This is a genomic window from Paramesorhizobium leguminum, from assembly GCF_003217235.1.
GTDB lineage: Bacteria > Pseudomonadota > Alphaproteobacteria > Rhizobiales > Rhizobiaceae > Paramesorhizobium > Paramesorhizobium leguminum.
This window is the reverse complement of record NZ_QJTF01000003.1, coordinates 114,670-140,336: the sequence shown is the minus strand read 5'-3', so window position 1 is coordinate 140,336 and position 25,667 is coordinate 114,670. Positions and strand designations below refer to the sequence as shown.

The window sequence follows — 25,667 nt, the reverse complement described above, 5'->3', positions numbered from 1 at the left end:
CGGCGGGCTGGTGCAGGGCGAGGAGCACAAGCGCCGCGTACGCCAGAATTGAAGACCGCGAAATGACGGCATTGACATGGTAAGCCATTTCTTCCTCCACCATAGACGGCATGTTGGTCTATTGCGGGGATGGTGATACAACACTACCTATAATTCAAGGCGAGGCCATGATCTTTTGAAGATCGTGCGCCCAATGAAATAAAAGCGAGACAGATATGGGCCGTTTTGCAGTCATGACCGTTTCCGATGCCGCTGCGGCGCGTGTACGCGAGATCGTGGGTAACCGCGAGGGTGCGCAAGGCATCCGTATCGGCGTGAAAAAGGGCGGTTGCGCCGGGATGGAATATGCGGTCGATCTGGTGACGGAGCCCAATATCAGGGACGATATGGTCGAAAAGGATGGGGCGAGGGTGTTCATTGCGCCGGAGGCTGTGCTTTTTCTGCTGGGAACCCGAATGGATTTCGAGGTCACCACATTGCGCACGGGGTTCGTCTTCAACAATCCGAACCAGACATCCGCATGCGGCTGCGGCGAATCGGTGGAATTGACGCCTGCCTCGTCGGAAGCGCTGCAACAGGCGCAGAGCGCCGCCTGACGCTTCCCTGGGGCGCGGCAGTCCATGGACAATGACGATATTCGCGATCTCTTTTCGTCGCTCGGGCCCGTCGTCATCAAGCGGCTGTTCGGGGGCAAGGGCATCTATCACGATGGTTTGATCGTCGCCATCGAGTATCGCGATGAAATCCTGTTGAAAGCCGACAAAACCAGCGCGCCTTTCTTTGAAGAGGCGGGCTGCTCGCAATGGACTTATGAGGGAAAGAACAAGTCAAAGCCCGTCGCCATGCCCTATTGGAGCATTCCGGACGATGCGCTCGACGACCCTGACATCATGGCTGTTTGGGCCCGCCGCGCTTATGAGGCGGCGGTGAGGAGCGGGAAGTAGACACGCCCGTCCGCGACCATTCCTCAAAGCCTCTCGCTTTTAAACCGGCGACCGTCTCCTCGATGATTTCCTGCAATTCGGCCCGCGTCGCGCGATCCCGCGCCTGGATCGAGATGCCCTGCATGACGGCCGATAAATAACGCGCAAGGCGCCGCGCATCGGTCTTGGATGCGAAGGGCGCAAGCGCTTCCGCAATCTGTTCCCGCATGGCGTCGCGCCTCGACGTTGCCTCCCGGGCGAGCGCCGCATGGTCAAAATGACATTCCGTCATGCCGCTGGAGATCATGCAGCCGCGCTCGCGGTCCGGATCGGTTACCGCCCGCGCCGCTCCTTCCAGCAGCGCCCGCACCGCTTCCGCCAGCGAGGCGCCCGTCTTCATCGGTTCGACATCGAGCGAGCCGAACTTCTCCTCGTAACGGTCGAGCGCTTCCTTATAGAGCCCGGCCTTGCTGCCGAAGGCAGCGTAGATGCTCGGAGGCGCGATGCCGATTTCCTTCGTCAGGTCGCCGATCGACACGCCCTCATAGCCATGCCGCCAGAATAGCCGCATCGCCGTCTCGACAGCCTTTTCCCGGTCGAAACTCCAGGGGCGGCCGCCGCGTGATTTCAAATCTCGTTCCATAATGATCACTAAACAACGCTTGACACGTGATGTCAACTGAGTTGAATAGCGGTCGCTAAACAACATGGAGCGGACTTATGCAGCACTCACGACGTGCATTCCTTTCCGGCATGGCCGGACTTGTCGGCCTCGCCATCGGCGCCACCTCTTGGGTGCCTCAGGCCTACGCGGCGCCCGCCGCGACGCCTGAAATCGCTGTCAATGAAAAGGGCATTGCCCGCGAAACATTCGCCATCCGATCGAGCGACGGCACGATGCTGGCCGGCGAAGCACAGGGCGATCCAGAGGCGCCCGAAATCCTGTTCATCCATGGCCTGCGGCAGAGCCGCCTGAGTTGGGGGAAACAGCTTGCCGATCCCGCGCTCAAAGGCTTTCGGATCGTGAGCTTCGATCTGCGCGGCCATGGTGATTCCGATAAATCAACCTCACCGGATGCCTATTCCGATGCCGACAAGTGGGCGGACGATGTTGCCGCTGTGATCAAGGCGGCGAAACTTCGCCGGCCCGTGCTGGTGGGCTGGTCGCTCGGCGGCTATGTGGCGGGGGCTTATTTGCGCAAATATGGCGGCGAGGGCATTGCGGGCGTCAATCTGGTCGATGCCGTCACCAACCTATCCGGCGGTCTGCTCACCGAGGAGGCGATGGCGTTCACTGGTATCGCGACCTCGCATGATTTGGCGACAAGGACCGCCGCGACAGCCGATTTCCTCGCTGCCTGCTTCCATCAGCAACCGACGGAGTTGGAGATGAAGCGGATGCTGGTGGTCAACGGGATGACGGCGCGAGCTGTGAACGAGGGTTTCGTGAGCACCAAGACGACCGATCTGGAGCCAGTTTTCAAGGCCTATACCGGCCCGATCCTGCTGACGCATGGCGTCCACGATCGGCTGGTTCGCGTTGCCATGTCGGAGCGAATCAAGGCCATCCACCCGAACAGCCGTCTTTCGCTGTTTTCGGAAAGCGGGCACAGCCCGTTCTACGAAGAGCCGGTGCGTTATGGCAGGGAGCTGGCGGAGTTTGTGATGGGGGCGAATAGGGATTGAAGAGGGCGGGTTCGAACGGTTCTTGTTTTGATGGAATCGACGCCAAGCGCCCTCGTGGTTCGAGGCTCATTCCGCTGCGCTCCATTCACACCTCACCATGAGGGCTACTGAAGCGCCGGCACCCTTTCCCCTCATCCTGAGGTGCGACCCTGAGCTTGTCGAAGGGGAGCCTCGAAGGACGAGGGCTATTGAACCGCCGACGCCCCTTCATCCTCATGGTGAGGTGCGAGCGTAGCGAGCCTCGAACCACGAGGATGAAGGGGTCGCCATGGCTTCCCTCAGACGGTGAAGTGCTCCAGGATGACGAACCGCGTCTGTTCCTAAATCTTCGCGTCGATCAGCATAAAGGCTGGAATATCATCCCCGAAACCGAGCGGCGCCGGCTCGTCGTCGCGGTCGCGGTAGTTGCGGCGGTGGCGGTCATGGCTTGGGCCATGCTCATGCTGAGGCCTGCCGCGACGCTCATCATTGCTTTTCCGGATTGCCTCGCGATGCGGTTTTTCCGCGCGCGGCATCGGTGTCTCATGCTCAGGCTGACGGGACTCAGGCATGCTTGGCTCAGAAATATCGTGATCGGACATGCTGGGGGCGTCGACCTGGGGCAGGGCGGGTGCGTCCATGTCCGGCTTGGTATCCCGGCGGGAACGGCTGCTTTCCCTGCGCTCGCCGCTCTTGCCGCCGCGCGCATTGCGGCTGTGACGCGGCGCTTCCTCGGTCTCGGTCGAGGGCGCCAGAGTGGACAGATCGCCATCGTGCCATTCGATGTCATTGCCGATCAGCTTCTCGATCGAGGCGAGATATTTGGCATCGGAAGCGGTGACAAGGGTGAACGCCTTGCCGGAGCGCCCGGCGCGGCCCGTGCGGCCAATGCGGTGGACATAATCCTCCGAATGGATCGGCACGTCGAAATTGAAGACGTGGCTTACCTCAGGAATATCGAGGCCGCGGGCGGCGACATCCGAGGCGACCAGCAATCTCAATTTGCCTTCCCGGAAGCCTGCCAGCATGGCCATGCGCGCGCGCTGGTCCATGTCGCCATGCAACGCGCCGGCATCGAAATCATGCTTGACCAGCGAGCGGAAGAGTTCGGCGACATCCTTCTTGCGATTGCAGAAAATGATGGCATTCTTCAATTCGTCGTTCTCGGCGCGGATCAAATCGCGCAGCACGGCGCGCTTTTCCCAATCCTTCTTGCCGGATTTGACCAGGCGCTGGGTCACGGTCGCGGCGGTCGTGGCGGCCTTCGCCACTTCGATGCGGACCGGCGAATGGAGGAACTGCTCCGTCAGCTTGGTGATCTCCGGCGGCATGGTGGCGGAGAAGAACAGGGTCTGGCGGGTGAAGGGGATCAGCTTGCAGATGCGCTCGATATCGGGAATGAAGCCCATGTCGAGCATCCGGTCGGCCTCGTCGATGACGAGGATCTCGACGCCGGTCAGAAGCAGCTTGCCGCGCTCGAAATGGTCCAGCATACGGCCGGGCGTGGCGATCAGCACATCCGCGCCGCGTTCCAGCTTTCGCATCTGCTCATCGAACGAGACGCCACCAATCAGCAGCGCCACGTTGAGGCGATGGTTGATGCCATATTTGGCGAAGTTTTCTTCAACCTGCGCCGCCAGCTCGCGCGTCGGCTCGAGAATGAGCGTGCGCGGCATACGTGCCCGGGCACGACCCTTCTCCAGCAACGTCAGCATCGGCAGGACGAAGGACGCGGTCTTGCCGGTTCCCGTCTGGGCGATGCCGAGAACGTCCTTACGCTCCAGCGCGTGAGGAATGGCGTCCGCCTGGATGGGGGTCGGTGTGGTGTAACCCGCGGCTTCAACGGCTGCGAGCACTTTCGGAGACAGGCCGAGATCGGCAAAGGTGGTCAATGGAGGCGTAGCTCTCTCTTTGGAAGTTTATCACGCCGATCCTGTCAAAGCGACATTCTGTCGAAGCGGCAGTGTCAGAAGCAATGACAAAGCGCACACAAAGACAAGAAAAGCGCCAATCAATACGCTCAGCGTTTACTTGCAGGAAGGCGTTACGTCGCACCTGCGCAAAAGTCAACCGAAATGGCTGAATTCCTGGTGTTAGATATAACTTTGCGTTTCATTGTTTCAATAGAGAAACTGCTCAGCGAGAATTCTCTCGTTCCACGAGTGGTCCTGGTCGAACAGGATCGTGGCCGTCTTGTCCGGCGCTTCGCGGATGGTGACGGAGACAACGGATTTAACCTCGGTGTGATCGGCCACGGCATTGACCGGTCGCTTGTCGCCTTCGAGGATATCGAAACGCACCGTCACATCTTTTGAAAGGAGCGCACCGCGCCAGCGGCGTGGACGGAAGGGGCTGACCGGGGTGAGCGCAAGCAGCGGCGAATCGAGCGGCAGGATCGGTCCTTGCGCGGAGAGATTATAGGCGGTGGAACCGGCGGGCGTCGCCACTAATACGCCATCGCAGATCAGCTCTTCGAGCCGCGTCTTGCCATCGATGCTGATCTTGATCTTCGCCGCCTGGTAGGATTGGCGCAGCAGCGATACCTCATTGATCGCCAGGGCGATGACGGTGTCACCCCCTTCCGTTTCCGCTTCCATCGTCAGCGGCCTTATGGTTTCGGCGTGGGCCGCCTCGATGCGTTCGCGCAGGCCGTCCTCGTGATACGCATTCATGAGAAAGCCGACGGAGCCGCGGTTCATCCCGTAGATCGGTTTGCCGGAATTCATGAAATCATGCAGCGTCTGGAGCATGAGGCCATCACCGCCAAGCGCCACGATTACATCGGCGTTCTCAGGCCGCTCCTGGCCATAGAGCGCCGCCAGATGCCGCGCGGCTTCCATCGATTCGCTGGAATCCGAGGAAATGAACGAAAAGGCGTTGATCTTCCGGTTCATGATGTTCCGTATGGCAGGGTCGCGGAGTGTATTGGCTACCATAGAGAAATCTCCGTGGCCATTCCTCCTTCCTGATTTTGCGCAAGTCCGCTGGGAAAACCGCTTCACACTTTTCCTGGACTTGCTTGGCGATTTTTTATTTTACAGATCGATCGATTGTGCTAACTCGAACGCAGTGCCCTTGTAGCTCAGTTGGTAGAGCACCTGATTTGTAATCAGGGGGTCGGGAGTTCGAGTCTCTCCGGGGGCACCAAAAATTACCCATTAAATTCAAGGGGTTGCGCCGATTTGATTGAGTGAATTCGGGTAAAACTCTTGTCGCGCTTGTTGCAAACTGATTCCCATAAATTACAATGATTTACAGTAGCCCGCGGTTAATCCACGCGACATACGATGCAACATGAAATCAATACTAAGGGCACGAATCATCGCGATTGCTCGCATTCCTCTTCTCAAAGAGGTCAGCCGCTGCTGCGGCAAGCTCTTTTCCATCATCATCGCGCGGGAATAGGTGTCCGTAAGTGTCCATTGTCATGGCGATGGTCGAGTGTCCCATGCGCTCCTGAACCAGCTTTGGGGGCAGTTCCAGTCCGCCATCCGCTTTCCGATTGATGCACCATGAGGCATACCAGTGCCGGACGCAATGAAGACCGGTATATTTGGGTTCAAGGATCGGGTTGCCTTCTTGATCCTTATCGCCGGTATCGACGGCAACACCAGCATTGACCCATGATGGGTGAAGCCCGCGCCGCAGGATATTCCGCAACCCTTCCACATTGCCGGCGCCGTTCGGAAACACGAGATAGAGCGACATGACCGGGTTCCCATCGGCATCGAGCTTTTCCGTTTTTCGCTTAGGGCATTGCAGTTTCCATTCACGCAACGCGTTGATGACCAACGGAGGGACAGGTAGCGTTCGTTCGCCCGAAATAGATTTGGGAGCTCCGATATCGTCGTATCGGTCAGCCCTTTGGTGCACTCGGATCGTTCGTTTATCGAAGTCAATATCTTTCCAGCGCAACCCGCGAAGTTCCGACGCGCGAAGCCCTGTAAATACCGCCGTCATAAACAGGGGCCGCCAACGGCCCGAAATGGCGCCAAGGAGCGCTGAAATCTCTTCTCTGTTGGGAATGTCTACACCGACCTTCAAACGCCCTTTCTGGCGCTTCTCTGTGCGCGTCGAACTGATTCCCCTTCGAGATTGCATCTCACGCGCCGCATTCCTAATCACAAGGCCGCGCTCCTGAGAGTCCGCGAGCATCGTTCCCATCGTCGTGAGGGTCCGTTTGATGGTTTGGGGCGATCTTTCTGCCCCCCGAAGCTCATCCTCGTATGATCGAAGCCGCACGGTATTCAGAGCGCTGAGCTTCACGGAACCGAGGAAGGGATTGATATGCAGTCGCAGGGTTCGCTCATAGTCCTCGATGGAAGATCGTTCCAGCCCGGACGACTTCACCGACGCAATCCACAACTTCCCCGCAGCCTCGACCGTTACGGTTGCGCTGTCAGCGACGTGGACGCCCTCACGCACCTCTACATCTGTCTTGCTGGCGAAGGCGTCGGCTTCCTTCTTCTTCGCGAAGGTTTTCAGCCGACGTTTGCCTTTGGTGTCAACGTAATCGACAACCCACGCGATTTTTTCAGCGCCCTTGCCTGTGGTCCAAGTGCGCTTGCGGATCGACATTAGGCGGCATCCCCCATGAAGAAATCGATCAGTTTCCTTCGCGACGCTACCCATCGCCCCCCGACCTGCTTGACGGGTATCTTACCCTCAGATGCCAAATAAAAAGTTTGACGTTCGGTCCGGGAAATGAGCTCCGCAATAGCCTTGATACCCCATACGAGATCGAGGCCATCTGTTCCATTCAGATTTTGGGTGGATTTGCTCATCCTCTCTCCCCTTCTCGCAATGCTTGGCGACCGACTTCAGTGATGCGGTAGCTGAGAATTCCAGGCTGACCGCCCTCGTGTGCGAAATATTCAATCGCTTTCATGCGGATCAAGCCCTTTGCAGTTCGCGGGTAAACCGCGCTACCTCCTTCAAGCCACCACGAAGGCGTGACTTCATCGAATTCTTTTATCACGGCTCCATCTCTCATCATCGATAGGACGGCCCTCTTTGCCTTAGTCAGCTTCATTCCGCGCCTCCTAGCGGGCTGGCTCTGCGCGAGCGCTCCTCCCAAACTCCATACCCTTTCCCGAATAGTGCTCCGGCTGCGAAAAGGGTCACCGGAACAGAAGCGCCGCCCCAATCTGCAACGAGGCAGACAAGCCCGGCACATGCGCCAAAGATCATGTAAAACCGTGGCGTCATGGGTTGCCTCCTAGCGGGCTGGCGGCGAGCATCGTCTTCCAGCGCCAAACGTTGCCATATGCCGATGGCAGACTGTTTACAGCCTCAAGCATCGCTTCGTTCGGCTCTTCCAGCACGGCGCTGATTTCAGAGATGGCGGCTTTGGCTTCGTGCCGTGCTGCCTGCTGCCCGGCACAGGATATTAGCTCCCATGGGCCGCCGGTAGCTTCCACTATCGCCCGCGCCACGCGCTCTACGAGTTCGACTTCGTCATGCGTCGTCATGGTTTAATCGCCTTCCATTACGTTTCATCACCTCGGCAGCGGTGATTGCCCCGCCAATCCACCCGATGACGATGCCTATGATGAGGGCGGTGAAAATAATCAGGCCGATAGGAACCTCAATCATGATCATTGCTCGCCTCCTTCGGCTCACCAAGCAGCCAGAACGCGCCGCCTGCGTTGATGATCTCATCCGCCGTCGATCTGTTGACGCGGCATAGGGTGCGATATTCTGTTTCGACCGGCCCATGATGGCGCAGTTGCAGGGCGAACGGCTTGTCGGGATAGTGGGATGATGGGCGCAGTACGAGGTCAGCCATTGCTCGCCTCTTTTGCCTTTAGGATTGCGATGCATAGGGCGATGGCGGGTGTTGCGCCCTCGAAATAGAGGATTTTGCTCTTTTCCGGCCAGTCGAACCCAGCCTTTGTCGGGGTGGAATTGCGCACGAACAATAATCGCGCCAGACCCTCCGGCAACACCCGCTCCGCCAGCGCTATGGCGGCGTCGATGGAGGCGGTGTAACGCGGTACGAGCATATCACCTGCTTGGCCTGGCATTCGGTAAGTTCCGTCCGCGTGTCGAAAGCAGTAATGTGGCTCGCCGTAGCGGTTGCTTTCATTCGCATCGATTACAAAGCCATCGACCGCGATTGCTAGTGCGCAATCCAACTCCCTATCCGGCCCGCTCGCCGCCTCCAGGCGCGCTATTAGATCAGCGTGGTTCATGCGAGAGCCTCCGCGTCGAGATAGCGGATTTCCCAAGTCGGGTGAAAATAGGTAACGTGCTTCTCGCCATCTAGTTGAATTCTGAGGCGACCACTGGAAGCGCTGCGAATGGTGCCAAATCTAGACTTGGATTTATCGTTCCATCCGCCCGTGTATTCGATGCGACCGCCGCGTTTTGCCGGGACGCTGTAATATTTCCTGACCCACGCCATACTCATGATCTCTCCTCCGCCTTGGCGTTTGTTTTGAGGGCGGCGAAATGCTCTGAATGCGGTCCGGCTGGCGTGTTGACGGAGCACCACATAACAGCGCTGTCCGGCCTCTCGTCCCAAACACCAGTGCTCCAATAGCCTTCATCCTCGTCTGAAGGTTCACACCAAAAACACAAGAGGCTCGAAGGGTTCTCGGCTTCATGTGGCGGCGTCGTTATAGGCTTCCAATTTTCATATCGCCCCCGCAACCGCTCGATCTCGGCGCGCGCTGCGGCCAACTCATCAGCTTTGCTTGCGGGGTGGGGTGCGTCTGGATAGCGCCACACCACTTCGCGCGTGTCGCCATCGAAAAATTTAGCAAATCGCCCAGCATTCCACCGTTCTGGGCGTTCTCGAATTTGCACTTCAATGATTACGCCTTCATCCGTTGGGATGCTCTCGGACGACTGCCACCCATCCGCCACTATAGGCGCTGGCGCTTGGGCGATGGCGGAGAGGACGCGGCGCTCGTAATCGGCAAGCGCGGCGGCTTTGGCTTCGTCCTCGGTATAGTCTGGATGCCGGTCCATCTCGTTGAGGCATTCACCGTCAAGCCAAACATCATTGCCAGCCCATATCTTATACATACCGACAATCGATGGTGCGGCACGAGGCCAGCCTTTCCCGTGCCACTCCAACGGCTTGACCTGCACCGCCCCGCTTGGCTGCGGGGCGGGGTGGGCGTAGAGGGTGCGGACGTGGTAGCCGTCCTCTATCCATGTTTGCGCGAGGAAAGGTTTATCTGTGGCTTCCGTCAGCCTTCCATCGTCGTTGGTCTTGGCCCACACCACCGGCTCACCATGGGCGAGCGCGGCTTCAAGGGCGGCGCGCAATGCACCATCGTGATTGGCAGGGATGCCTGGGGGTGTTGCTGCAATTTCAGCATAGGCAGTCTTTGCCGCGTCTACGGCCTTATCATTTACAGGCATCGCCACCCTCCATCTTCTTGCGGAAATCGCGGGCGGCGCGGAGGTGGCCTATCGTGATGCTATGATCCATCCCGTTGAGAAAAGGCACTATCGACTGATAATCGAAATTCCCCGCGTTGAATTCGTCCGTATCGAACCCGCTTAAGATCGTCGCAAACGGCTCGGTCACCCGCATAGCCTCGGCAAGTTTAGCCACGGCTAGATCGTCTTGGCGGCGAAGTGCAGCGTTCTCGGCCTCAAGCTCCTTCACGCGGGCTTCGGCGCACTGGGATTGCCACCGCCATTCGAGCGCTTCTGTAAATAGCTTATGCTTATCCTCATCCCGCGCCACTATCTCGCGCTCGGCTTCGGCAAGGGGTGTGAGAGCGCGGACACGGCGCTCATATAGGTCGTCACTGCTAGCGCCGCGCCGCTCCGTCTTGGAGCAGGACTTCCAGTCATCCCATTCACTCCAAGGCACATCTCTTCTCGACCGTATCCTGCTGGATGCTTCCCACGCCACCGTCACCAGTCCGCCCTTGTCGGCGGGCGCGGGGTTATCGGCAACCGGCGTTGATGTGGGGGCGGCGGGCGTAAGGCGCTCGATAAGTTCCTTCGCCGCAATCATGGGTTCCGCGTGTTCGGCCAATCCTTCGTCGTCATCGATCAAGATAGCATTGCGCAGATCGGTAATGACGCGGATGATTTCCGCTGCGCTGGGCTTAAGCGTCTGCATTGGTGCCTCCCTCTGCCAGTGCTGCGAGGCCGGCGTCGGACGTTATATCAAAGCCGCCTGGATCACTCGTCAGGTATCCAAGCTCAGTGGCGCGCTCGATGGTCTTGCGACTGAACCTATACCCTGGCTGATGCTCGCTGTATTTATGGTATTCGAGACAGGCGCGCATGGATTTCGTCAGCTTAGTCATCACGTCCGCCCTCCGCTGCGTTCGAACAGGGCAGTGGGCTGCCGGTCAATGGTGGCAGAGAGGCGATATGCCTCCCGCATGATCTCGGCGGGGATTACCGCCGTGTCGGGATTAAGCGTCTGCATGGAGACCTCCGTCGCGAGCGAGAAGCATAATGTCGGCTAGGCTAAACGCCTCGCGGGCCATTTCGTCCATCGCATTGGTTGGGGAGCCGTAGGCAATCGCGTAGCCTTGGATGAGGCCGATAATTGCCTGACCCGCGTACCAATCGCGAAGCGACATGCCGTCCTGTTCGTAATTGCCTCCCATTGATGTTTCGGATTGTGGGCGCGGGAATGCCGGACCGCCGGTTTTCGATGGCAGCGCTCGCAAGTACGGCTCCGCCGCAGTCAGCGCGGCTTCAATGGCATCATCGAGCACAATGCTTTCGGTCGCCATATAGGCTTCGGTTGCGGCCTTCATGGCCTGTTCGGATATGGTCATGGCTGCTACCTCACCAGTTCCTGAACGTCGCCCCGAAAATCTACATCCGGGATGATCGTCTGAGGCTTGAAGACCACGCGGTAGTGGTAGGTGCTGACCGCCTGAGGCTCCAACTGTTCGGCGAAATACGTCACGTTGTCAGACAGCCCGAGGAAATGCTTTTTGAAGGCATTGGGGCCGGTTTTGCAGGTGATCGTTACCTGGCGGTCCTTGTCGTTATTTCCAATGGAGCAAAGGCCTTCTACACTGAGAATGTAAGCGCCAGTGATGCCGTTATAGAAAACGATGCGGCGGTTGACCTCAAACATATCAGCCGCTTTGGATAGGTTCCGCGATGCGACATCGGCGTCTGTGCAGGCGGATAAAGTTGAGGCCGCGCCGATAAGTGCAGCAGTGATAATTATGCGCTTAGACATTGTTGATTTCTCCATGTAAATCACTGAAAGATTTCCAATCCGCCGGGGTCCATTCGCGGGAATAAACCTCGCCGCGCGGCTTGATGGGCTTCCACGTCTCATCGCAGAACAGCCGATAGTGATAGACCTCGCGGGCCTTCCCTTCCGGGGAGTATGGCGGCTCAACCCAGACCATCGAAATATCATCGCCATAGAAGGCCTCGGCCCATTTGCTGGCCATCTTATGATTGAAGGGAAGCGGATAGCTTCGACCGGCCTCAAAGCCCACAAAGCTGAGTGACAGATGATAGCAGCGCTCGTAGTCTGGGTTTTTCCACCAGCCGGACGAGTTGTGCCCTGTATCGCGAGAGAAGATGATCTGGCATTGCGTGGGGCCGTGGTAATGTGTGCAGTCGATCAAGTAGCGGCGAGCCGCCGGGCTGTCCCGGCCGTCGAATATCATTTTTGCCGCCCGCAGCTTCGCCCAGGTGACAATCTGGCGATCTGGCGAGGCCAGTCTGAGTATTGCGGTCATGGCCGTGATCCTCCTATGACTTCACCTGTGCGGCGGTCCACGACCTCGCCGGTGATGAGCTTTTTGAAACAGGAATTGCGGGAGCCGGGCATTGTCGGCTCTTTGCCGATGCCGCGGTGCTTCTTGCGGGTTCGGTTGACCTTGGCGCGGACCGTCGCCTCCATCTGCGTCTTGCGCTTGTGCGCGTCATGCAGGACGGCTTGAAGGTTGTTTTCCCGGTTCGCTCCGCCCAGCCAGAGCGGCGTGATGTGGTCGTAGTCGATCTTGTCGCCGGGCGCGAAAGGCTTGCCGGTGAGGGCGCATTTGTTGCCCTGGCGGTCGCGGATACGGTCTTTGACGCGAGGAGGCGGCGGGGCGTTGTCGGTCGCGCCGGCCCATTCGGGTACGGCGCGCATTATTCCGCCCCCTCCACATCCTTCGGGTCGATACCGGCGACACCGCATACATATTCAAGCGCGTCGCTCAGTTCGTTCTTGCCTTCGCAGACGGACATAAACTGCTTGACGATAGTGCGGGCCTTTTCCTTGGCGAAATCGCTCATATGCGGGTATTCGGCTGCAACGCCCTGCGATGTGGCAATCACCACTTGTGGGTCAGGCCCGACCGATGCCACGAGCTGCTTGATCAGATAGGCGAGGGACTTCTTGTCGCCGTCGGAAAGAGTTGCAGAGGATGGCGCGGCGTCATTGGCTACCTCTCCGGGGTTGTCGCCATCCTCTGATTTCGCGGGGAGGTCAGTCGCCGTAGGCGTGGGTTGATCTTCGCCAACGTCGCCGGCTTCCGCGCCAAGCGTAAGCGGATCGACGCCGGTCATGTTCTGCAACAGCGCCATGGCCTGTTCGAAGAACTCAGTGAATTCCGGCTCGTCCAGTTCCGCCAGGCTGCGCGGGTACTGCATGAAATTGTTGTTAACGGTCTTGCTCAACTCGACCACGCCAAGTGCGAGCTTCAGCGCCTCACTGGCTTGGTCCTTGGTTTTCCAAGGCGTATTGCAGTCAGCAACGACGCGGCCAAGAATGGCGAAATACTTCCGCAACAGCGCGTCATTTTTCTTCTGCGTGACGACGACGCGGAGTTCGGAGCCGTTGCGATAGCTGGCAAGCCGCTCCTGGTCGTAGCTGGTCGCCGGGACCAGGCGCATGTTCTCGACGCGCATCCGAAGGGCAGGGGCTTCTCCTTTAGACATGCGTCCAACTCCTATAAAGCTGGATATCTCTCACTGTGGATTGTTTAACGCCGAACATCGCTCCTATCTCCTTCTGGGTTTTCTTCCCACGGAGAGAGCGGATCACTACAACCGCAGCGGGCGTTAGCTTAGCGCCGTTCTGTCGCTCTCCGCACACATATGTTCCGTGCTTGATTTTATCAGCGGCGTTCTCTTCGCCTGTTTTCCACGAAAGGTGCATCGGGTTTACGCAGCCCTCGTGCCCCTTTCCGCATGAATGCGCAGCCTCGTGATTAGGCGTCGGCGCAGGTCCATGAAATTTTTCACAAATTAAACTTATGACCGATGCAGTTTTACCGCTCCTTCTGACGCAAGGATAACCATTGGCAAATGTTGAGAATGGCCACTTCAAGCACTCGTAAGTTCCGCTTAGAACAAGCAGTTCATCAATGAATCGGCGCGGAGAACCGGCTGATGATCCGCGAGGTGTAGAACCTCCGAGTGGAGATCCATGTCGTCTCCAGCGCGAATAATGCGCATTGCAATAACCGTGGCCGAAACTACTTCTCGTGCAGCCATCTATTGAGCAAATACTTCCCATCACGCACCTCCCATGCGCTTCTCGGCGCGCTTGCGGATCGCAAGGGAGATGCTCTGGTTCGTCTCGCCGTTCGGCTTGCCTTCGAAGCGGGCCATGGGATCGGCGGCGGTCCACACCTCTTCAAGGGAGGCGATATCGGTCACGACTGATAGATCGGCTTCTAGGCGCTCGAAAAACGTGGTGTCGTCTACCTGGGCAGCGGCGTCATCATCTTCCGACACCTCGCGCTCGATCTGCATGTCTTCCGCCTGCTGGATAGCGGATTCGGCGGTGATGGTTTCGCTGTGGTGAACGATAGCATTTGCCGGCGGCACGGGAGGCTTTGGCGGCGTGGGCGGGGTCACATCTCGGATGGGCTGGATATCCTGAACCTCTTCCGCAATTCCGAGACCGCGCAGCACATCAGCGAACCCATCGCGCAGCGCGAAGGCGCGAGCGCGCATCGCCAACATCCGCTTCGGATATTGCTGCCACGGGCCTTGCTTGCCCCACAGACCAGCTTTTTTCGCGTCGTTGACAGAAAACCGTGCAGGCTCTTGTGCCGGCTCGGCCCTTCGCTTGACCTCGCAGACCGCGACCATGTTTTCACCGTCGCCCTCGATCCGCTCCTTAATCCACTCCAGCTTGCCAGAGCCACGGACAAGGCCGATTGCGCCGTCGCCCCAGATGGTAGGACGTCCGTTTACCACCGCAATGGACTGGAGAGCGGCCATAGGCGTCAGCCCTACCTCCATGCCCTGCATAATCGCCACCATGGCTTTCTCTGGCGTATCAAGGCCTTTCGGGGCCATTCCGGCTTTGCATACTGCGGTCGCGATGCGCCAAGCGCCGTCGAAGTCTTGTGGGACAATGGCGCGAACTTGGCCGCCAGATTGCAGAGATGGCAGGCGCGGTGTTTCTTGCTGTACGACGGCGTTCATCAGAAATTCCAATCATCGGCTGCGGGTTTAATGGGGTCAGCATCGGTCAGCGAACGGGCCGTGTGCGGTGGAGCGGTCACTTCCAGTCCTCCGGTCGAATGGATTTTGTTTCCCAGGCACGGCGAAGGGCGGCCATCTCTTCCTGGCAGTCCCACCACGCGTATTTGAACGAGGATAGGAACTCGGAGAGAACACGAGCAGCGAAGGTGTAGATCAGCACGGGCGGCGCGATCACGAGGAGGAGAAGACGGATAAACATCAGCGCACCTTTGCTTCTTCGGTCGTTGTGATTCCGGGAATGCCCGTACGGCCAGCGTCGAGCGCGCGCTGCGCGAGCTTGCGAAGCAGGTCCTGCATTTCGGGATGGATGCTCATGTAGACGGCGAGCGCGGACCAATCGGTCACGTCCTTGACGACGGTCTTCACCTGTACGCTGGCGGTTTTGCCGTATGTCGGCTTGATGGGGGTCGTGGCGACTTCGACCGGCGCGGTAACCGGTGCCGGGGCTTCCAGCACAGCGGTATCGGCCTGTTGTTCGCGTGCGGCCATCTCTGCGGCGATACGCGCTTCTTCGGCCTCACGCTCGCGGCGGCGCTGCTCTTGCAGTTTCTTGGTTTCCCACGCGCCGATGGCATCACGGGCTTGATCCGCGCCGGTCTTGGCCTTCCTCACCAATGGCTGCCATTTGGCGTCCACGGCCCTCCCGGCTTCGAGATGAGGTTCCTTTTCCTTGGTCCTGATCTTGTCGGCTTCGCGGGAAAGTTCGTTTAGCCGATTGCGGAGAGAGAGCGCCTTTGCCGCCGTCTCGTCGTCGGAAATTACCTCGTACGCATTCGAGCGGGCGAGCGCGGCATCGATCTGGTCTTTGATCGTTTCCGTCGGCTCGGCGGCGCCGGAATTATCGCCGGGGACCGCCTCGCGGGGTTTCACTTGGGCGGCAACGGTCTTGTCATCGTCGGGCCAACCTTCGCCCTCGACCGCCGCCTGATAAGCCTCGTAGGTCACGGGATAGCGGCAGCACCATGTCCAGATTTCATCGACGCGGACCTCGCGACCGTTGCGATATGCGACGATTTCGTTAGAGCCTTCGGGGTAGAAGATCGCGACCGGCTCCCACGGTTGGCCCTTGAAGCGGGTACGGTAATAGCCTTGTTGAGGCTCGCTTTCGTGGACCGGCAGTTCCTTGGTGCCGATCAATGACGGATTGGCGAGGGCTTTCTGCCACCAAGCCCACCGGTTGACCAAGGTCGCGGCGATAACGCCAACGGACTGGAAGGTATCGGACACCTCGTCCGCGCTATTTCGATATGCGGTCATGCTTCTGTCCTCCGCTCGCTATTCGGTGATATTCGGCCTTGAGTGTGAGCTTCGCGCGCTCATCTGGCTCGCTGGCGATAAGCGCTTCCAGCCGCCGGAGCGCGTCCTCACGGTTCAGCCTAGCGATGCAGGCGAGTTCGGTGGCGATGTTGATCTGGGCGTCACTCATGGCTGCGCCTGGTCGCTCTGGAGGCCGCCGGCAAATCTCTCCGACAACTCACGGACCAAGCCCGTCATGTGCTTCTTCACCGGGGCGGGCATTCCCATGATCATGCCGCCGAGGTGGAGAGCCTCGCTTGGTACCGGGCCGATGGGCTTGATTTCGCTGTCATCCACTTCATCGAAGAAATCTGGGATGGTGCATTCCAGGATTCTCGCGAAGCTGTGCAAACGGCTGGCGGATATCCGGTTCGCGCCCTTCTCGTATTTCTGGATTTGCTGGAAGGTGATGCCGCAGGCGTTGCCAAGCGTCTCTTGCGACATTGCCCTTGCGTTTCGGATGCGGCGCAGGTTGACGCCTACAGCGCGGTCAACTGCGTCCTCATCGATCTCGATCTGCGGGGTGCTGGTCATGACAGCGCCTCCGGCATGGAAACTTGTTCAAATTCGTCGTCCGTTTTGAGCCTGTATGTCTTCCCGGCCTCAATGCCGTTTTGACCGACCATTGAAGCGCGCACGGCCACGAGATTACCGCTATCGTCGTACGCCGCGAGGCTGATAGCGCTTCCTTCAACAGCCTTCGCCATTCCCTCGATGCCAGACGCATGAGCAATGGCGTTTTTGCCGTTTACGGACGCATGGCCGCGATACCCGGCGGCGGACGCATGGCCGTAATCCCCGGCGGCGGACGCATGGCCGCGATACCCGGCGGCGGACGCATGGCCGTAATCCCCGGCGGCGGACGCATGGCCGCCCCGGCGGCGGACGCATGGCCGTAATCCCCGGCGGCGGACGCATGGCCGCGATACCCGGCGGCGGACGCATGGCCGTAATCCCCGGCGGCGGACGCATGGCCGCGATACCCGGCGGCGGACGCATGGCCGTAATCCCCGGCGGCGGACGCATGGCCGTAATCCCCGGCGGCGGACGCATGGCCGTAATCCCCGGCGGCGGACGCATGGCCGTAATCCCCGGCGGCGGACGCATGGCCGTAATCCCCGGCGGCGGACGCATGGCCGCGATACCCGGCGGCGGACGCATGGCCGTAATCCCCGGCGGCGGACGCATGGCCGTAATCCCCGGCGGCGTGTTGACCATTTCCTTGCGATTTAGCTTTCTCAGCTACCCAAGCAACGGCGCGGCGCGTCAGATCTCCGATTGAAATATCAACCTTGATAGTAAGGATGCTGGATGCGCCCTTGCTATCACCATCGGGATCGCGGGCGATCTCGCCGGATGGCTCTACAATCGCATATCGGCTGCTTGCAGGACCGTAGTAACTGAAAACATCCAGCGGCATTTCCGTCCAATGGAAAGCGCCGTCGCCGCAACGGGTAACGGGCTTGCCGCCGTTGTCATAGGTCTTGCCGATTTCGTATTGGAACGGCTTGCCCGCAGGCGAGCATGTCAGGTCCATTGCGAAGCCCTTGTAGGCCACGATGACGGGGGTAGGTTCCGCTGTTTTCTTCTTCGCGGCCATTTCAGATTGCTCCAATGATCAGGGAAAAGGTAAAAACGAACGCGCCGACAGAGAGCAGGGCGCATGTGTCTTGGATGAGGGCGTTCATTCCGCAGCCTCCAACTGCATGCCCAGAACAGGTGCGGCGTTTAGTGGCTTGTTGTGCGAGATGAAATCTTTCGACTTGGGCAAAAGAGCCAGCGCGTCTGTCTTGCCATAGAGGTTTAGTTCAAGCTCTCCGCCGCCCTCGGCGGTAATGCGCACCCGCCTGTGCTGGTGATCGGCGTAATCGGCGACAAGCTCGATGGACGTGATGTTGAAAACCGATGTCCAGATCATCACATCCCCCGCCCTGCCGAATTGGCGTAGTAGATGTCGGACGGCGACATAGGGACGTAGGTTTCCCCAGCAATAATCGCCTGCTCGCGCTCGAACTCAATCTCGCCTTCGATCTCGTCGGTAACATCGCGGATCGTGTCTTCGGCGTAGTTGATCAGCTTGACCTTGAGCGCGTTGCCAGCGCGCATTTCCTCAAGTGCTGCCTCGCGTGTCATGTCGATGACGAGGCTTTCGCAGACGACGATATCGCCGTGATGATTGCGCGTGATGACCTGATAGACTTCGTGGTCAAGGATGCGGTCTAAGGTGGCTGATAAAGTGCGGGAATGTTTCATGTTCCGTTTCCTCGCGTTAATCCGTTTGGGAAACCCGTGCGAACACGGGAAACCGAAAGGGATTTCAGAAATCGAATTTGCTGGCATCAATGCCCAGGCGAGCGGCGATCTTCTTGAGAACTGCGTCCTCCTGCGGCTCGATCTCCCCGTCGCTATTGGCAATATCGAGGGCGATCAGGTAAACGTCCTCTGCCATCTGCGACCCGTCCGGCCGGCTCTTGATGTCATCCAGTTCACGGGCAAGCTGCTGGCGACCTGACACATCCTTGGCGCGCTTGAACATTGTGTCGGCGGTCTGCTCGATGATGTTGGACTGGTAGAGCTTGGAGAGGGTTGGATGGTTGCTGATGATCGAGACAACCTTCCGGCGTTCGCTCTCTTCAATGTCGCCGTCCGACGCGGCAACCAAGGCAGAAGCGGCGCAAATAGCTTCGAGGAAATCCTTGCTCTCGCCGTACTCGGCCTTCACTTCCTTTGCCGCTGCACCCAATGTTTTCTTGAGAATTCCAAACATAAGCGTCTCCTTTAGACGTGATATTTCAGGGGTTAGAATTCCGCTTTCGCGGCATTTCGACGGGCTTTCCAGAGACCAATCCGGCCACCAAACCAGAGGCAAAGCCCCGTCCACGCACCTCCCAAGATCATTTCGGGAAGATTGTTCACAACTGCGATCCACATCATGCAATCTCCGTTTGTTGATGTGTTGAAGCGTTCTGGAAACCGCCCCGTGAGGCGGAAACCGGAGGGCTCATTTCACTAGGGCTGATACTTCCCGCAGTTCAGCGTTCTGCCCGGCCACGGTCTTTTTCCAATCCGCTAGGGACTTCATCGCCAGATCGTAGCTGCCCGCGTAACTGACGTGGTTTTTCCGCGTCGATCCGGGAACCGCGCAAACCGCATGCGTGTAGCGGGGCTCCGTATGGCCGGCGCTCCGGCGAGTGTGCACAACACCCGTGCTATCGGTGACTGTGTAGATAACTGCCATCGGTCCCTCTCCATGTTCAAAACCATCGGGAACGCGGCGCGGACGCCGCTAACCGGAGGGCTTTCAGGCGGCGACCTTCACATCCGCAAATGCTGCGATGCGCTTTGCTGACCAGATCGAGTTGTTGGTGATTTTGCGCTGCCATGCGCCGTTGCGTGGCGACCAATTCCACGCCGCGCCTTTAAGTTCGCTTATGACTTTGGGAGAGGGTTTACCGTCGAATACGATTTGCACTCGCTCAATGTCGTGATTGACGATTATCTTAACGTCGCCGATTTGAAGCTCTTCCGTGCCCGTCTTTGCGCCTTCCGGCATCTCGATAGGGAGGGCTCCAACGGCTTTGATTGCTTTGATGGCGGACTTCTTCGCGCGATCTTGCCAGTCGTAAAACTCTCGCGCCTTCTTCTCGTATGCCGCGTAAGCTTTCTGCTGGCGGTGAACTGGGTAATTCGCGGGCCCAGAAATCATTGCCGACATCAATCGACTACGAGACGACCAGACAGCCGAGAGACGATTGATGTAGTTTTCCCGGTAGCGTTCAGCCTGCGCGACGGCTTCAAATTCGCGTTCGTCGGTATCTGCAACTGCGGCCAAGGCCTCCTGAAAAGACAGGATGGAAGATACGTAATCGGCTACTTCGTTTTCTCCCCGGCGCTCTGGCGTGTGGCTCGTTCCGCTATGCGCGCGGATCGCCAGTTCAAGACTGACATCAGACGCTAATGGCTTTCTCATCTGCGGCGACATCATCTCTCTCTCTCCATCCGTCTGTTGGCCCCGGCAGATCGGCGTGAGCTTCTTCGTGCCGCGTTGGTATGGAAGGCGTTATAGCGGTAGAGTTACCGCTAGTCAACAAGAAAACGGTAATTGTACCGCTTTTTGTATTGCGCAGTAATCCAGCCCGTGCCAAACCAAAGGCACCGGTGCCGCAATTCTGCCCGGACATCTGAAATTTAAAGCGGTGACGAGGGTGCAATCCCCTTGCTGGTCAAACCGCAAGCGCGGGGGTCGAAAGTCCTACGGTGCTGCCAGAAACAGAGGGCGGGTTGCTGAGAGGCGCTCTGGCATATGTCCCATTCCCGGCTCCGGCCTTCAGGACACGCCATCGACCCCCTACCTCTGGGAGGACTTTTGTCTTTCTGGGGGTAGGGGGGTCTTTGGCTTCGAACCCTTCCCTCTCACAACCTTCAGGAACAAAATCTCAAAGAGTTAGAAGGAGATAACGCTCTAAAATATTAGAGCTAGAGATTGAAAATCATAAATGAATAGCCGATTTCGGTTTTTATTCGCGATGGCGTTTCCGGCCAGCTATCAAAATTTCGATGGCGGAAACCGCATTGTCTACGAACGCGTCCAATTCGTCATCACCTAATGATGCGAGGACAGGCCGCAGCGCGTTCGCGAGACGGTCGGCATGATCGCCTTGCGCGTTATTCCACAACCATTCGTTAATTTGCTGATTAATGCTTTTTTGACCCCGGACATCTTCGATGATCGCCGCGAGTTCCGGCGACATTCGCAGCCTGAATTCTTTGGGCTTGGGTTTTGGATTCCGCAGTCTAGGCATGCCGAACTTATGGCAGAAAGGCCTATCCCTCGAAATGGTCTCAGTTTCCGCAAAGTGGTCCCATTTTACCGCTATGGAGCGGGCCTCGCCTATGGAAATGTTGATGGTAAGTGGCGCCTAGTTCGAATGAAAAAGACCGGCAAATCCGCTGCATTCGGATGATGTTGGATTTCCGTGCGCTGTTTGTCGCGCGAAAAAGACCGCCGGAAGAAACGCTGGTTCAACTGGCTATCCGCCTTGGCGAATACGAGGGGAAACCGGTCAGCGCTACCGACATCGCCGACCTCGTGAAAATCCCAAGAACGTCAGTTCTCCGGCATCTCAGTGCGCTCCAGGCGCAGGGGCAAATTCGGGCCGAGAAAGTTGGTCGACGCGTAATGCTTCGCCCGCTCAAAGATGACTTCCCAAGAAATAGGGAGTTCTATCGAGATGTTGAGCGGATAGTCAGGCTGGTTTGCCGCGAACTGTCCAAAATGGACACTTAAACCGCTGGACACATAGAATAACGCTGGGTAACGTTGAATAACGCTGGGTAACGTTTCGTTAATACCTCAATTAGAGGTAGCTTTTCTGATTAGGGGGCGGGGAGAGGTGGCGGCGTTCGCCTATTTGAGAAATCTATGAAAAATAAAAGGGCGAAGCAGTGGCCTTGAGAACCCGCTTCGCCCTGAACAAATCAAAATCCGTGAGGAGTTTTAATATGCTTGGGCATAGTAGCATTCGTGCGTTCAATTTTGCAATGCGGGTGATGTCATGAGGGATTTCTTCGCGCCATCTATGCCCGTCGATATTCTTCAGTCGCCGGTATTTCGCGTGGTGCCAGTGCTTGGTGACGCGATGTATCCGACACTCAGAGGCGACCATGACTACGTGCTGATGAAGCCGGTCACGAAGTATGCGGGCGAGGGTATCTATGTGCTGGACAATGGAATCGGCATCGATTTCTACCGGGCAGAAAGCACCATGGATGAAACGCGCCAGATTCGCCTATTCCGAGATAACCCGGCGTACCGCGACCGCTTCATGACGATTGCGCAATTCGAGGCGCGCGTACTCGGAATCGTCGTGGCCGATATCAAGGTAAGGAATGGCCGGCTGTTGGCGTCGGCGTAGGTGACTGGGCGGCGTTAACCTGGGACAAGAGGGGCGGTATGGATAAGGCTATAAAGCTTATCCCAGTTACTGGCTATGGATATCAAAACGCCGATTATGCCGAAAACGGCAGCTATTTTCGGAATTGTTGGAAGGCTGTCTACGCGACCGCGTAGGTGTCCGAACGCTTCCGCGCTGGGTAGGGATGTTACCTTCCCGTCAAGGCGCGCAACATCAACCTCGACCTTACTCATCTTGTCGATGATCTTATCGAGTTTCTCGTTCGTTTGCTTTGCCAGCACTTCAAGAGCGGTAACACGAGCTTCCATACCATCAAATGTGCCACCGCCGCCGCCAAAATTCAAGGACTGAGCAAGCTGTTGCGTGGAGACGCTTGCCGAAATGCCGTCATTGTTGACCACTAGGCGCACGGCTTCATTTGCCATCGAGTTCGTCCTTGTCGGCGCGGTCGATCATGGAATTGAGAAATTCGATCATGATGGCGTTGGATTGGTGCATGGATGCGAAAGATTCTTTGGCAAAGGCTTTTCGCTTGTCTTCACCATCCCCGCCTGCCCCGGTAACGGCTGCAAAAAGCTGCAAAAATGCTTGCTGCATCGTGGATATGCTGCTTGTGAGGGTATCCACCTCAGCAACCGTGAGCGTGATTTTCCGCCCTTCAAGTTTGGCTTTTCGCCAATTCGTTGCGTCTTTCTGCACTGGCAACGGTGGCAAGCTCTCGTCTATCATTCCCCATCCCCTATTTTATAATACCGAACCGTCTCAATACTCGCCCCACGACAAACAGGTCATCCGGCTTCTTCACCTTCACCGGGTGCCTGGGATTATCTGAGATGATATGAATTTTGTTTTCGCCATCCTCGTCAACCACCTCGAGCCGCTTCATGACTAGGCCGCCGATCTCATCGAGAATGGCGTAAACCCCGTCAGGTGACGGCCATCGATGGCGGGTATCGATTACGACGACATCGCCCTCTTGGAGGGTAGGGTACATGGAATCGCCCTGGACGGGCACGAAGGCCGCATCCTTTGGATTTAGCCCGAGCGCAGAGTAGATCGCCGGGGGAAGGCGCCAATAGTCCGATACCGCATCGGCGGAGAATGTCATTCCATTCTTGCCTGGCACACCTTCCTTCACGATTGACAAGCCGCCTGCGCCCATTCCGCCGGTGATGTCTATTTGCGGCGATGTGCCTTCTGGCGCGCCATGAAATCCGGTGTGTAGGCCATAAGACATGCCTAGTTCTTCATGGTCATGAGCGGCGTCTGGATCAAAGCTTGAAATGATTGACGGCTTGCTAGCCGTGTCACCGGGATCACCAATGCCCTCTAGAAGCCACGCGACGGAGGTTTCGAGAACTGGGGCAAGCGCTGTGATCGTGCGAGTAGATACGCCAGATCGCCCCTTTTGCTGTACGGCTCGCTGCATGTTCCGGATTGCGTCTTTGCTTAGGCCGGCCTTTATCGAAGCGGCTTGAGCGGACAGCCCAAGCGCTTTTAAACGGATATCAATGCGTTCAATGACGTCATTCAGCATGGCGGTAAAATGACCGTTGGCCGCATTTCACGAAAGCGGTAATAAAACCGTTGACATAGGCGGTAAAACTACCGCATAATGGCGTCATGATGATGAACGCCACCCATATTCTCATTCTCGCTGACGCATACAAGACCGCCCTAGGCATTGAAGATAAAACCGTGTCCAGCCGGGTATTTGACGACAGTAAAAAGCTGACCGCAATCAGGTTCGGCTCCGATCTCACATTGTCGCGGTTTAATGCGGCTCTGCGCTGGTTTGATGCAAATTGGCCCGAAGGAGTGGAATGGCCGGAAACGGTTCTCCGACCGGCAACGGTGGAGCGCTTTGACCGGATATTTGACGCTGACCGAGGTGCGGTATGAGTGGCGATGCGAAATACGTTTATTTCATTCGCCCGGTGGGAATGAGCGGACCAATCAAGATTGGATTTTCCGAGATACCGCATGAGCGCTTGAGGGTGCTGATGTCTTGGTCGCCCTTCCCGCTTGAGGTGATCGCCCAAGTCAATGGTAATTATGAATTGGAGCAAAATCTCCATTCTATTTTCGCACCTCAGCATACCCACCGTGAATGGTTTGAAGCTTCTGCAGAACTTCTCAGCGGAATTGAAAAATTGCGGGCGGGTGCGCCCCTCACAGAAGCTTTCGATCTCACGAGGCGCAATGGGCACATCCGCAACGTCGCACGCAAGATCAATCCAATAATGCGAGAGCGGCATCGCTACCTTATGAAAATTCATTGGACCCAGAAGAGGATGAAGAGGCTCGGCCTCGCCAATTGGAGCGCTCCTGAAAAGGTCCACCAGATCATGAATAATTGGGGTGGATATAAGCGCATCCCTATGCAGCCTACTGATGAAGAGTTGCAAATCGTAACCCGCTATCTCAATGCGCCTGAGCAATTCTCTGAACTCCCGTCTTGGGAAGCAAAGGTTGCTTCCGAATGTTCCCCATTCCTACCGTGCCCCAAGCCCCCCGCCTATGCGGTAGGAAAGCCCGATGCGACCTCCCGCGCATCGGGCACCCCCTTCACATACACACCGACCCGCAATCCTAGGCGTTGCAGACGGCCAACGCAGCATACCAAGCCTCGATCCGGGCGCGCAAAAAGCGATGGGCTTACGCCTATCGTCGGTCGGTTCCGCGTAAGCGGGATATACGTCACCGGATGCAAATCGAGGCGAGCCGTCACCTTTTTCACCATTTCGAGCCGTGCGGCGGCACATAGCCCCGCGCCGTTTCGAATGGATCATTCTGATTGTCGGGCCTCCGGCGCCCCCACGCGCCTTCGGATCGGCCAACCAACTTCCGCTGCCGCGAAGCGAATTCCAATGTCAGCGGAAGAAGCTCCAGTTGCTCCGGCGATACAGATTCCATGCGTTTCGTCGGGGCTTTCATCTTCAAACCTTTCCCTCTCTCACGGGGCTCGTGTTCGCCCCATCCACGGCCCCGACAATAGCCGTGGAGAGAGAGCATGTCCGCACCAAGACAGTACGGATCCGTACCAAAACAGGGCGTTAGCGTAATGAGTACGAGTATCGCAGCGAAAGAGGCGTTTGAGATTTTGAACGCCGCGACAACGAAAGAATGGCGCGGCTGGGGCGACACCCTCACCGCCGCGCGTGACAGGGCAGCGAAGAAGGCTGGCGTATCACCGGCACAAGCAGAGCGGCTGTGGAAGAACTGGCAGACGATGAAACACCCCAATGGGGATGTCTATCGCTGCCTGCGCAACACCTACGGCCATCTTTGCGCATGGATAGAAAATGCCGCCGATACCGTCGAGGCGAAGCGGCTCGCATACGAGGAATCGCATGAGGTTGATCAACGCCCTTCGCCGTCTGGCGAAGGAACTATGGCTGCTCGCGGCTGAGCGCCATAGGCAACGGAA

Annotated in this window: 43 protein-coding genes and 1 tRNA gene; 9 read left to right on the top strand and 35 right to left on the bottom strand. The window is 57.8% G+C overall.

Annotated elements, in window-relative coordinates; genetic code table 11:
- Positions 1 to 215: 215 nt before the first annotated feature.
- Together sufA and C7477_RS03800 are read left to right on the top strand one after the other, a co-directional pair.
- On the top strand, positions 216 to 596 hold the full coding sequence (gene sufA / locus C7477_RS03805) for a Fe-S cluster assembly scaffold SufA (RefSeq protein ID WP_110749158.1): 381 nt from the start codon (positions 216 to 218) through the stop codon (positions 594 to 596).
- A gap of 24 nt (positions 597 to 620) precedes the next feature.
- Complete coding sequence (locus C7477_RS03800; protein WP_110749156.1) at positions 621 to 944, top strand: TfoX/Sxy family protein; 324 nt, start codon at positions 621 to 623, stop codon at positions 942 to 944.
- Here the strand turns inward: C7477_RS03800 and C7477_RS03795 are convergent.
- Positions 889 to 1,566, bottom strand: a complete 678-nt coding sequence (locus C7477_RS03795; RefSeq protein WP_110749154.1) for a TetR/AcrR family transcriptional regulator — start codon at positions 1,564 to 1,566, stop codon at positions 889 to 891. The genes C7477_RS03800 and C7477_RS03795 overlap by 56 nt on opposite strands.
- A gap of 77 nt (positions 1,567 to 1,643) precedes the next feature.
- Here C7477_RS03795 and C7477_RS03790 point away from each other — a divergent pair, with 77 nt between their 5' ends.
- Entirely contained in the window at positions 1,644 to 2,609 is a 966-nt protein-coding gene (locus C7477_RS03790) for an alpha/beta fold hydrolase (protein WP_110749152.1), read from the top strand.
- A gap of 320 nt (positions 2,610 to 2,929) precedes the next feature.
- On the opposite strand, the gene C7477_RS03785 is transcribed toward C7477_RS03790, so the two are convergent.
- Both C7477_RS03785 and C7477_RS03780 read right to left on the bottom strand, forming a co-directional pair.
- Positions 2,930 to 4,480: a DEAD/DEAH box helicase gene (locus C7477_RS03785; protein WP_110749150.1), complete on the bottom strand. Its 1,551-nt coding sequence runs from the start codon at positions 4,478 to 4,480 to the stop codon at positions 2,930 to 2,932.
- 228 nt (positions 4,481 to 4,708) lie between these two features.
- Positions 4,709 to 5,482 (bottom strand): NAD kinase, encoded by a 774-nt coding sequence (locus C7477_RS03780; RefSeq protein ID WP_110749377.1) that lies wholly within the window; start codon positions 5,480 to 5,482, stop codon positions 4,709 to 4,711.
- 177 nt (positions 5,483 to 5,659) lie between these two features.
- On the opposite strand from C7477_RS03780, the gene C7477_RS03775 reads away from it, so the two are divergent.
- A tRNA-Thr gene (locus tag C7477_RS03775) sits at positions 5,660 to 5,735 on the top strand.
- 159 nt (positions 5,736 to 5,894) lie between these two features.
- Here C7477_RS03775 and C7477_RS03770 read toward each other — a convergent pair.
- The 29 genes from C7477_RS03770 to C7477_RS03635 all read right to left on the bottom strand — a co-directional run bounded on the left by C7477_RS03770 (position 5,895) and on the right by C7477_RS03635 (position 21,073).
- Complete coding sequence (locus tag C7477_RS03770; RefSeq protein ID WP_110749147.1) at positions 5,895 to 7,166, bottom strand: tyrosine-type recombinase/integrase; 1,272 nt, start codon at positions 7,164 to 7,166, stop codon at positions 5,895 to 5,897.
- Positions 7,166 to 7,372, bottom strand: a complete 207-nt coding sequence (locus tag C7477_RS03765; protein ID WP_110749145.1) for a DNA-binding protein — start codon at positions 7,370 to 7,372, stop codon at positions 7,166 to 7,168. The genes C7477_RS03770 and C7477_RS03765 overlap by 1 nt, the downstream gene beginning before the upstream one ends.
- On the bottom strand, positions 7,369 to 7,620 hold the full coding sequence (locus C7477_RS03760; protein ID WP_110749143.1) for a hypothetical protein: 252 nt from the start codon (positions 7,618 to 7,620) through the stop codon (positions 7,369 to 7,371). The genes C7477_RS03765 and C7477_RS03760 overlap by 4 nt, the downstream gene beginning before the upstream one ends.
- Before the next feature lie 172 nt (positions 7,621 to 7,792).
- Positions 7,793 to 8,059, bottom strand: a complete 267-nt coding sequence (locus tag C7477_RS03755; protein ID WP_110749141.1) for a hypothetical protein — start codon at positions 8,057 to 8,059, stop codon at positions 7,793 to 7,795.
- Positions 8,046 to 8,189 (bottom strand): hypothetical protein, encoded by a 144-nt coding sequence (locus C7477_RS18925; RefSeq protein WP_181418337.1) that lies wholly within the window; start codon positions 8,187 to 8,189, stop codon positions 8,046 to 8,048. The genes C7477_RS03755 and C7477_RS18925 overlap by 14 nt, the downstream gene beginning before the upstream one ends.
- Positions 8,176 to 8,376 (bottom strand): hypothetical protein, encoded by a 201-nt coding sequence (locus C7477_RS03750; protein WP_110749139.1) that lies wholly within the window; start codon positions 8,374 to 8,376, stop codon positions 8,176 to 8,178. The genes C7477_RS18925 and C7477_RS03750 overlap by 14 nt, the downstream gene beginning before the upstream one ends.
- Positions 8,369 to 8,614, bottom strand: a complete 246-nt coding sequence (locus C7477_RS18715; RefSeq protein WP_146226067.1) for a hypothetical protein — start codon at positions 8,612 to 8,614, stop codon at positions 8,369 to 8,371. Before C7477_RS18715 ends, C7477_RS03750 begins: the two co-directional genes overlap by 8 nt.
- A gap of 164 nt (positions 8,615 to 8,778) precedes the next feature.
- On the bottom strand, positions 8,779 to 9,000 hold the full coding sequence (locus tag C7477_RS03740; RefSeq protein WP_110749135.1) for a hypothetical protein: 222 nt from the start codon (positions 8,998 to 9,000) through the stop codon (positions 8,779 to 8,781).
- Positions 8,997 to 9,962: a hypothetical protein gene (locus tag C7477_RS03735; RefSeq protein ID WP_110749132.1), complete on the bottom strand. Its 966-nt coding sequence runs from the start codon at positions 9,960 to 9,962 to the stop codon at positions 8,997 to 8,999. Before C7477_RS03735 ends, C7477_RS03740 begins: the two co-directional genes overlap by 4 nt.
- Positions 9,949 to 10,677, bottom strand: a complete 729-nt coding sequence (locus tag C7477_RS03730; RefSeq protein WP_110749130.1) for a hypothetical protein — start codon at positions 10,675 to 10,677, stop codon at positions 9,949 to 9,951. The genes C7477_RS03735 and C7477_RS03730 overlap by 14 nt, the downstream gene beginning before the upstream one ends.
- 189 nt (positions 10,678 to 10,866) lie before the next feature.
- Positions 10,867 to 10,992 carry a hypothetical protein gene (locus C7477_RS19350; RefSeq protein WP_281032515.1) on the bottom strand — a complete coding sequence of 42 codons (126 nt, stop codon included), beginning with the start codon at positions 10,990 to 10,992 and terminating at the stop codon, positions 10,867 to 10,869.
- Positions 10,979 to 11,350, bottom strand: a complete 372-nt coding sequence (locus C7477_RS03720) for a hypothetical protein (protein ID WP_110749126.1) — start codon at positions 11,348 to 11,350, stop codon at positions 10,979 to 10,981. Before C7477_RS03720 ends, C7477_RS19350 begins: the two co-directional genes overlap by 14 nt.
- Before the next feature lie 5 nt (positions 11,351 to 11,355).
- On the bottom strand, positions 11,356 to 11,766 hold the full coding sequence (locus tag C7477_RS03715) for a beta-sandwich lipoprotein (RefSeq protein WP_110749124.1): 411 nt from the start codon (positions 11,764 to 11,766) through the stop codon (positions 11,356 to 11,358).
- Complete coding sequence (locus tag C7477_RS03710; RefSeq protein WP_110749122.1) at positions 11,759 to 12,280, bottom strand: hypothetical protein; 522 nt, start codon at positions 12,278 to 12,280, stop codon at positions 11,759 to 11,761. Before C7477_RS03710 ends, C7477_RS03715 begins: the two co-directional genes overlap by 8 nt.
- A complete protein-coding gene (locus C7477_RS03705; RefSeq protein WP_110749120.1) occupies positions 12,277 to 12,675 on the bottom strand; it encodes an HNH endonuclease in 399 nt (132 codons plus the stop codon). The genes C7477_RS03710 and C7477_RS03705 overlap by 4 nt, the downstream gene beginning before the upstream one ends.
- On the bottom strand, positions 12,675 to 13,466 hold the full coding sequence (locus tag C7477_RS03700) for a hypothetical protein (RefSeq protein ID WP_146226066.1): 792 nt from the start codon (positions 13,464 to 13,466) through the stop codon (positions 12,675 to 12,677). The genes C7477_RS03705 and C7477_RS03700 overlap by 1 nt, the downstream gene beginning before the upstream one ends.
- A 579-nt stretch (positions 13,467 to 14,045) precedes the next feature.
- The gene (locus tag C7477_RS03690; RefSeq protein ID WP_110749114.1) at positions 14,046 to 14,966 is read right to left on the bottom strand and encodes a hypothetical protein; all 921 of its coding nucleotides are present in this window, start codon (positions 14,964 to 14,966) and stop codon (positions 14,046 to 14,048) included.
- Between the two features lie 76 nt (positions 14,967 to 15,042).
- Positions 15,043 to 15,225, bottom strand: a complete 183-nt coding sequence (locus C7477_RS03685) for a hypothetical protein (RefSeq protein WP_110749111.1) — start codon at positions 15,223 to 15,225, stop codon at positions 15,043 to 15,045.
- The gene (locus tag C7477_RS03680; RefSeq protein ID WP_110749109.1) at positions 15,225 to 16,283 is read right to left on the bottom strand and encodes a hypothetical protein; all 1,059 of its coding nucleotides are present in this window, start codon (positions 16,281 to 16,283) and stop codon (positions 15,225 to 15,227) included. Before C7477_RS03680 ends, C7477_RS03685 begins: the two co-directional genes overlap by 1 nt.
- On the bottom strand, positions 16,264 to 16,452 hold the full coding sequence (locus tag C7477_RS03675; RefSeq protein WP_110749107.1) for a hypothetical protein: 189 nt from the start codon (positions 16,450 to 16,452) through the stop codon (positions 16,264 to 16,266). The genes C7477_RS03680 and C7477_RS03675 overlap by 20 nt, the downstream gene beginning before the upstream one ends.
- Positions 16,449 to 16,856, bottom strand: a complete 408-nt coding sequence (locus C7477_RS03670; RefSeq protein WP_110749105.1) for a helix-turn-helix domain-containing protein — start codon at positions 16,854 to 16,856, stop codon at positions 16,449 to 16,451. The genes C7477_RS03675 and C7477_RS03670 overlap by 4 nt, the downstream gene beginning before the upstream one ends.
- Positions 16,853 to 17,029, bottom strand: coding sequence for a hypothetical protein (locus C7477_RS18920; protein ID WP_181418336.1), 177 nt, complete (start codon positions 17,027 to 17,029; stop codon positions 16,853 to 16,855). The genes C7477_RS03670 and C7477_RS18920 overlap by 4 nt, the downstream gene beginning before the upstream one ends.
- Before the next feature lie 41 nt (positions 17,030 to 17,070).
- Complete coding sequence (locus C7477_RS18915; RefSeq protein WP_181418335.1) at positions 17,071 to 17,922, bottom strand: DUF7666 domain-containing protein; 852 nt, start codon at positions 17,920 to 17,922, stop codon at positions 17,071 to 17,073.
- A gap of 84 nt (positions 17,923 to 18,006) precedes the next feature.
- Positions 18,007 to 18,240: a hypothetical protein gene (locus C7477_RS03660; RefSeq protein ID WP_110749101.1), complete on the bottom strand. Its 234-nt coding sequence runs from the start codon at positions 18,238 to 18,240 to the stop codon at positions 18,007 to 18,009.
- Positions 18,240 to 18,575, bottom strand: a complete 336-nt coding sequence (locus C7477_RS03655) for a hypothetical protein (RefSeq protein ID WP_110749099.1) — start codon at positions 18,573 to 18,575, stop codon at positions 18,240 to 18,242. Before C7477_RS03655 ends, C7477_RS03660 begins: the two co-directional genes overlap by 1 nt.
- A 64-nt stretch (positions 18,576 to 18,639) precedes the next feature.
- Positions 18,640 to 19,089 carry a tellurite resistance TerB family protein gene (locus C7477_RS03650; protein WP_110749097.1) on the bottom strand — a complete coding sequence of 150 codons (450 nt, stop codon included), beginning with the start codon at positions 19,087 to 19,089 and terminating at the stop codon, positions 18,640 to 18,642.
- A 234-nt stretch (positions 19,090 to 19,323) separates the two neighbouring features.
- Positions 19,324 to 19,560: a hypothetical protein gene (locus tag C7477_RS03645; protein ID WP_110749095.1), complete on the bottom strand. Its 237-nt coding sequence runs from the start codon at positions 19,558 to 19,560 to the stop codon at positions 19,324 to 19,326.
- Between the two features lie 63 nt (positions 19,561 to 19,623).
- Positions 19,624 to 20,307 carry a hypothetical protein gene (locus C7477_RS03640; protein WP_110749093.1) on the bottom strand — a complete coding sequence of 228 codons (684 nt, stop codon included), beginning with the start codon at positions 20,305 to 20,307 and terminating at the stop codon, positions 19,624 to 19,626.
- Between the two features lie 532 nt (positions 20,308 to 20,839).
- The gene (locus tag C7477_RS03635; protein ID WP_110749091.1) at positions 20,840 to 21,073 is read right to left on the bottom strand and encodes a hypothetical protein; all 234 of its coding nucleotides are present in this window, start codon (positions 21,071 to 21,073) and stop codon (positions 20,840 to 20,842) included.
- A gap of 161 nt (positions 21,074 to 21,234) precedes the next feature.
- Between C7477_RS03635 and C7477_RS03630 the strand changes: the two genes are divergently transcribed.
- A complete protein-coding gene (locus C7477_RS03630) occupies positions 21,235 to 21,609 on the top strand; it encodes a helix-turn-helix domain-containing protein (protein ID WP_146226065.1) in 375 nt (124 codons plus the stop codon).
- 268 nt (positions 21,610 to 21,877) lie between these two features.
- On the top strand, positions 21,878 to 22,237 hold the full coding sequence (locus tag C7477_RS03625) for a S24 family peptidase (protein WP_146226064.1): 360 nt from the start codon (positions 21,878 to 21,880) through the stop codon (positions 22,235 to 22,237).
- Positions 22,238 to 22,251: 14 nt separating this feature from the next.
- On the opposite strand, the gene C7477_RS03620 is transcribed toward C7477_RS03625, so the two are convergent.
- Genes C7477_RS03620 through C7477_RS03610 form a run of 3 tightly spaced genes read right to left on the bottom strand, consistent with a single transcriptional unit; the run spans position 22,252 to position 23,774 of the window.
- Positions 22,252 to 22,662: a hypothetical protein gene (locus C7477_RS03620; RefSeq protein WP_146226063.1), complete on the bottom strand. Its 411-nt coding sequence runs from the start codon at positions 22,660 to 22,662 to the stop codon at positions 22,252 to 22,254.
- The gene (locus C7477_RS03615) at positions 22,652 to 22,966 is read right to left on the bottom strand and encodes a hypothetical protein (protein ID WP_110749082.1); all 315 of its coding nucleotides are present in this window, start codon (positions 22,964 to 22,966) and stop codon (positions 22,652 to 22,654) included. Before C7477_RS03615 ends, C7477_RS03620 begins: the two co-directional genes overlap by 11 nt.
- Before the next feature lie 10 nt (positions 22,967 to 22,976).
- Positions 22,977 to 23,774: an XRE family transcriptional regulator gene (locus C7477_RS03610; protein WP_245411704.1), complete on the bottom strand. Its 798-nt coding sequence runs from the start codon at positions 23,772 to 23,774 to the stop codon at positions 22,977 to 22,979.
- 86 nt (positions 23,775 to 23,860) lie between these two features.
- On the opposite strand from C7477_RS03610, the gene C7477_RS03605 reads away from it, so the two are divergent.
- From C7477_RS03605 to C7477_RS03595, 3 genes are read left to right on the top strand one after another with little or no spacing between them, the layout of a single operon-like run.
- Positions 23,861 to 24,139 carry a hypothetical protein gene (locus C7477_RS03605; protein ID WP_110749080.1) on the top strand — a complete coding sequence of 93 codons (279 nt, stop codon included), beginning with the start codon at positions 23,861 to 23,863 and terminating at the stop codon, positions 24,137 to 24,139.
- Complete coding sequence (locus tag C7477_RS19475; protein WP_110749078.1) at positions 24,136 to 25,302, top strand: GIY-YIG nuclease family protein; 1,167 nt, start codon at positions 24,136 to 24,138, stop codon at positions 25,300 to 25,302. Before C7477_RS03605 ends, C7477_RS19475 begins: the two co-directional genes overlap by 4 nt.
- Complete coding sequence (locus C7477_RS03595) at positions 25,302 to 25,649, top strand: hypothetical protein (RefSeq protein WP_245411703.1); 348 nt, start codon at positions 25,302 to 25,304, stop codon at positions 25,647 to 25,649. Before C7477_RS19475 ends, C7477_RS03595 begins: the two co-directional genes overlap by 1 nt.
- Positions 25,650 to 25,667 lie beyond the last annotated feature (18 nt).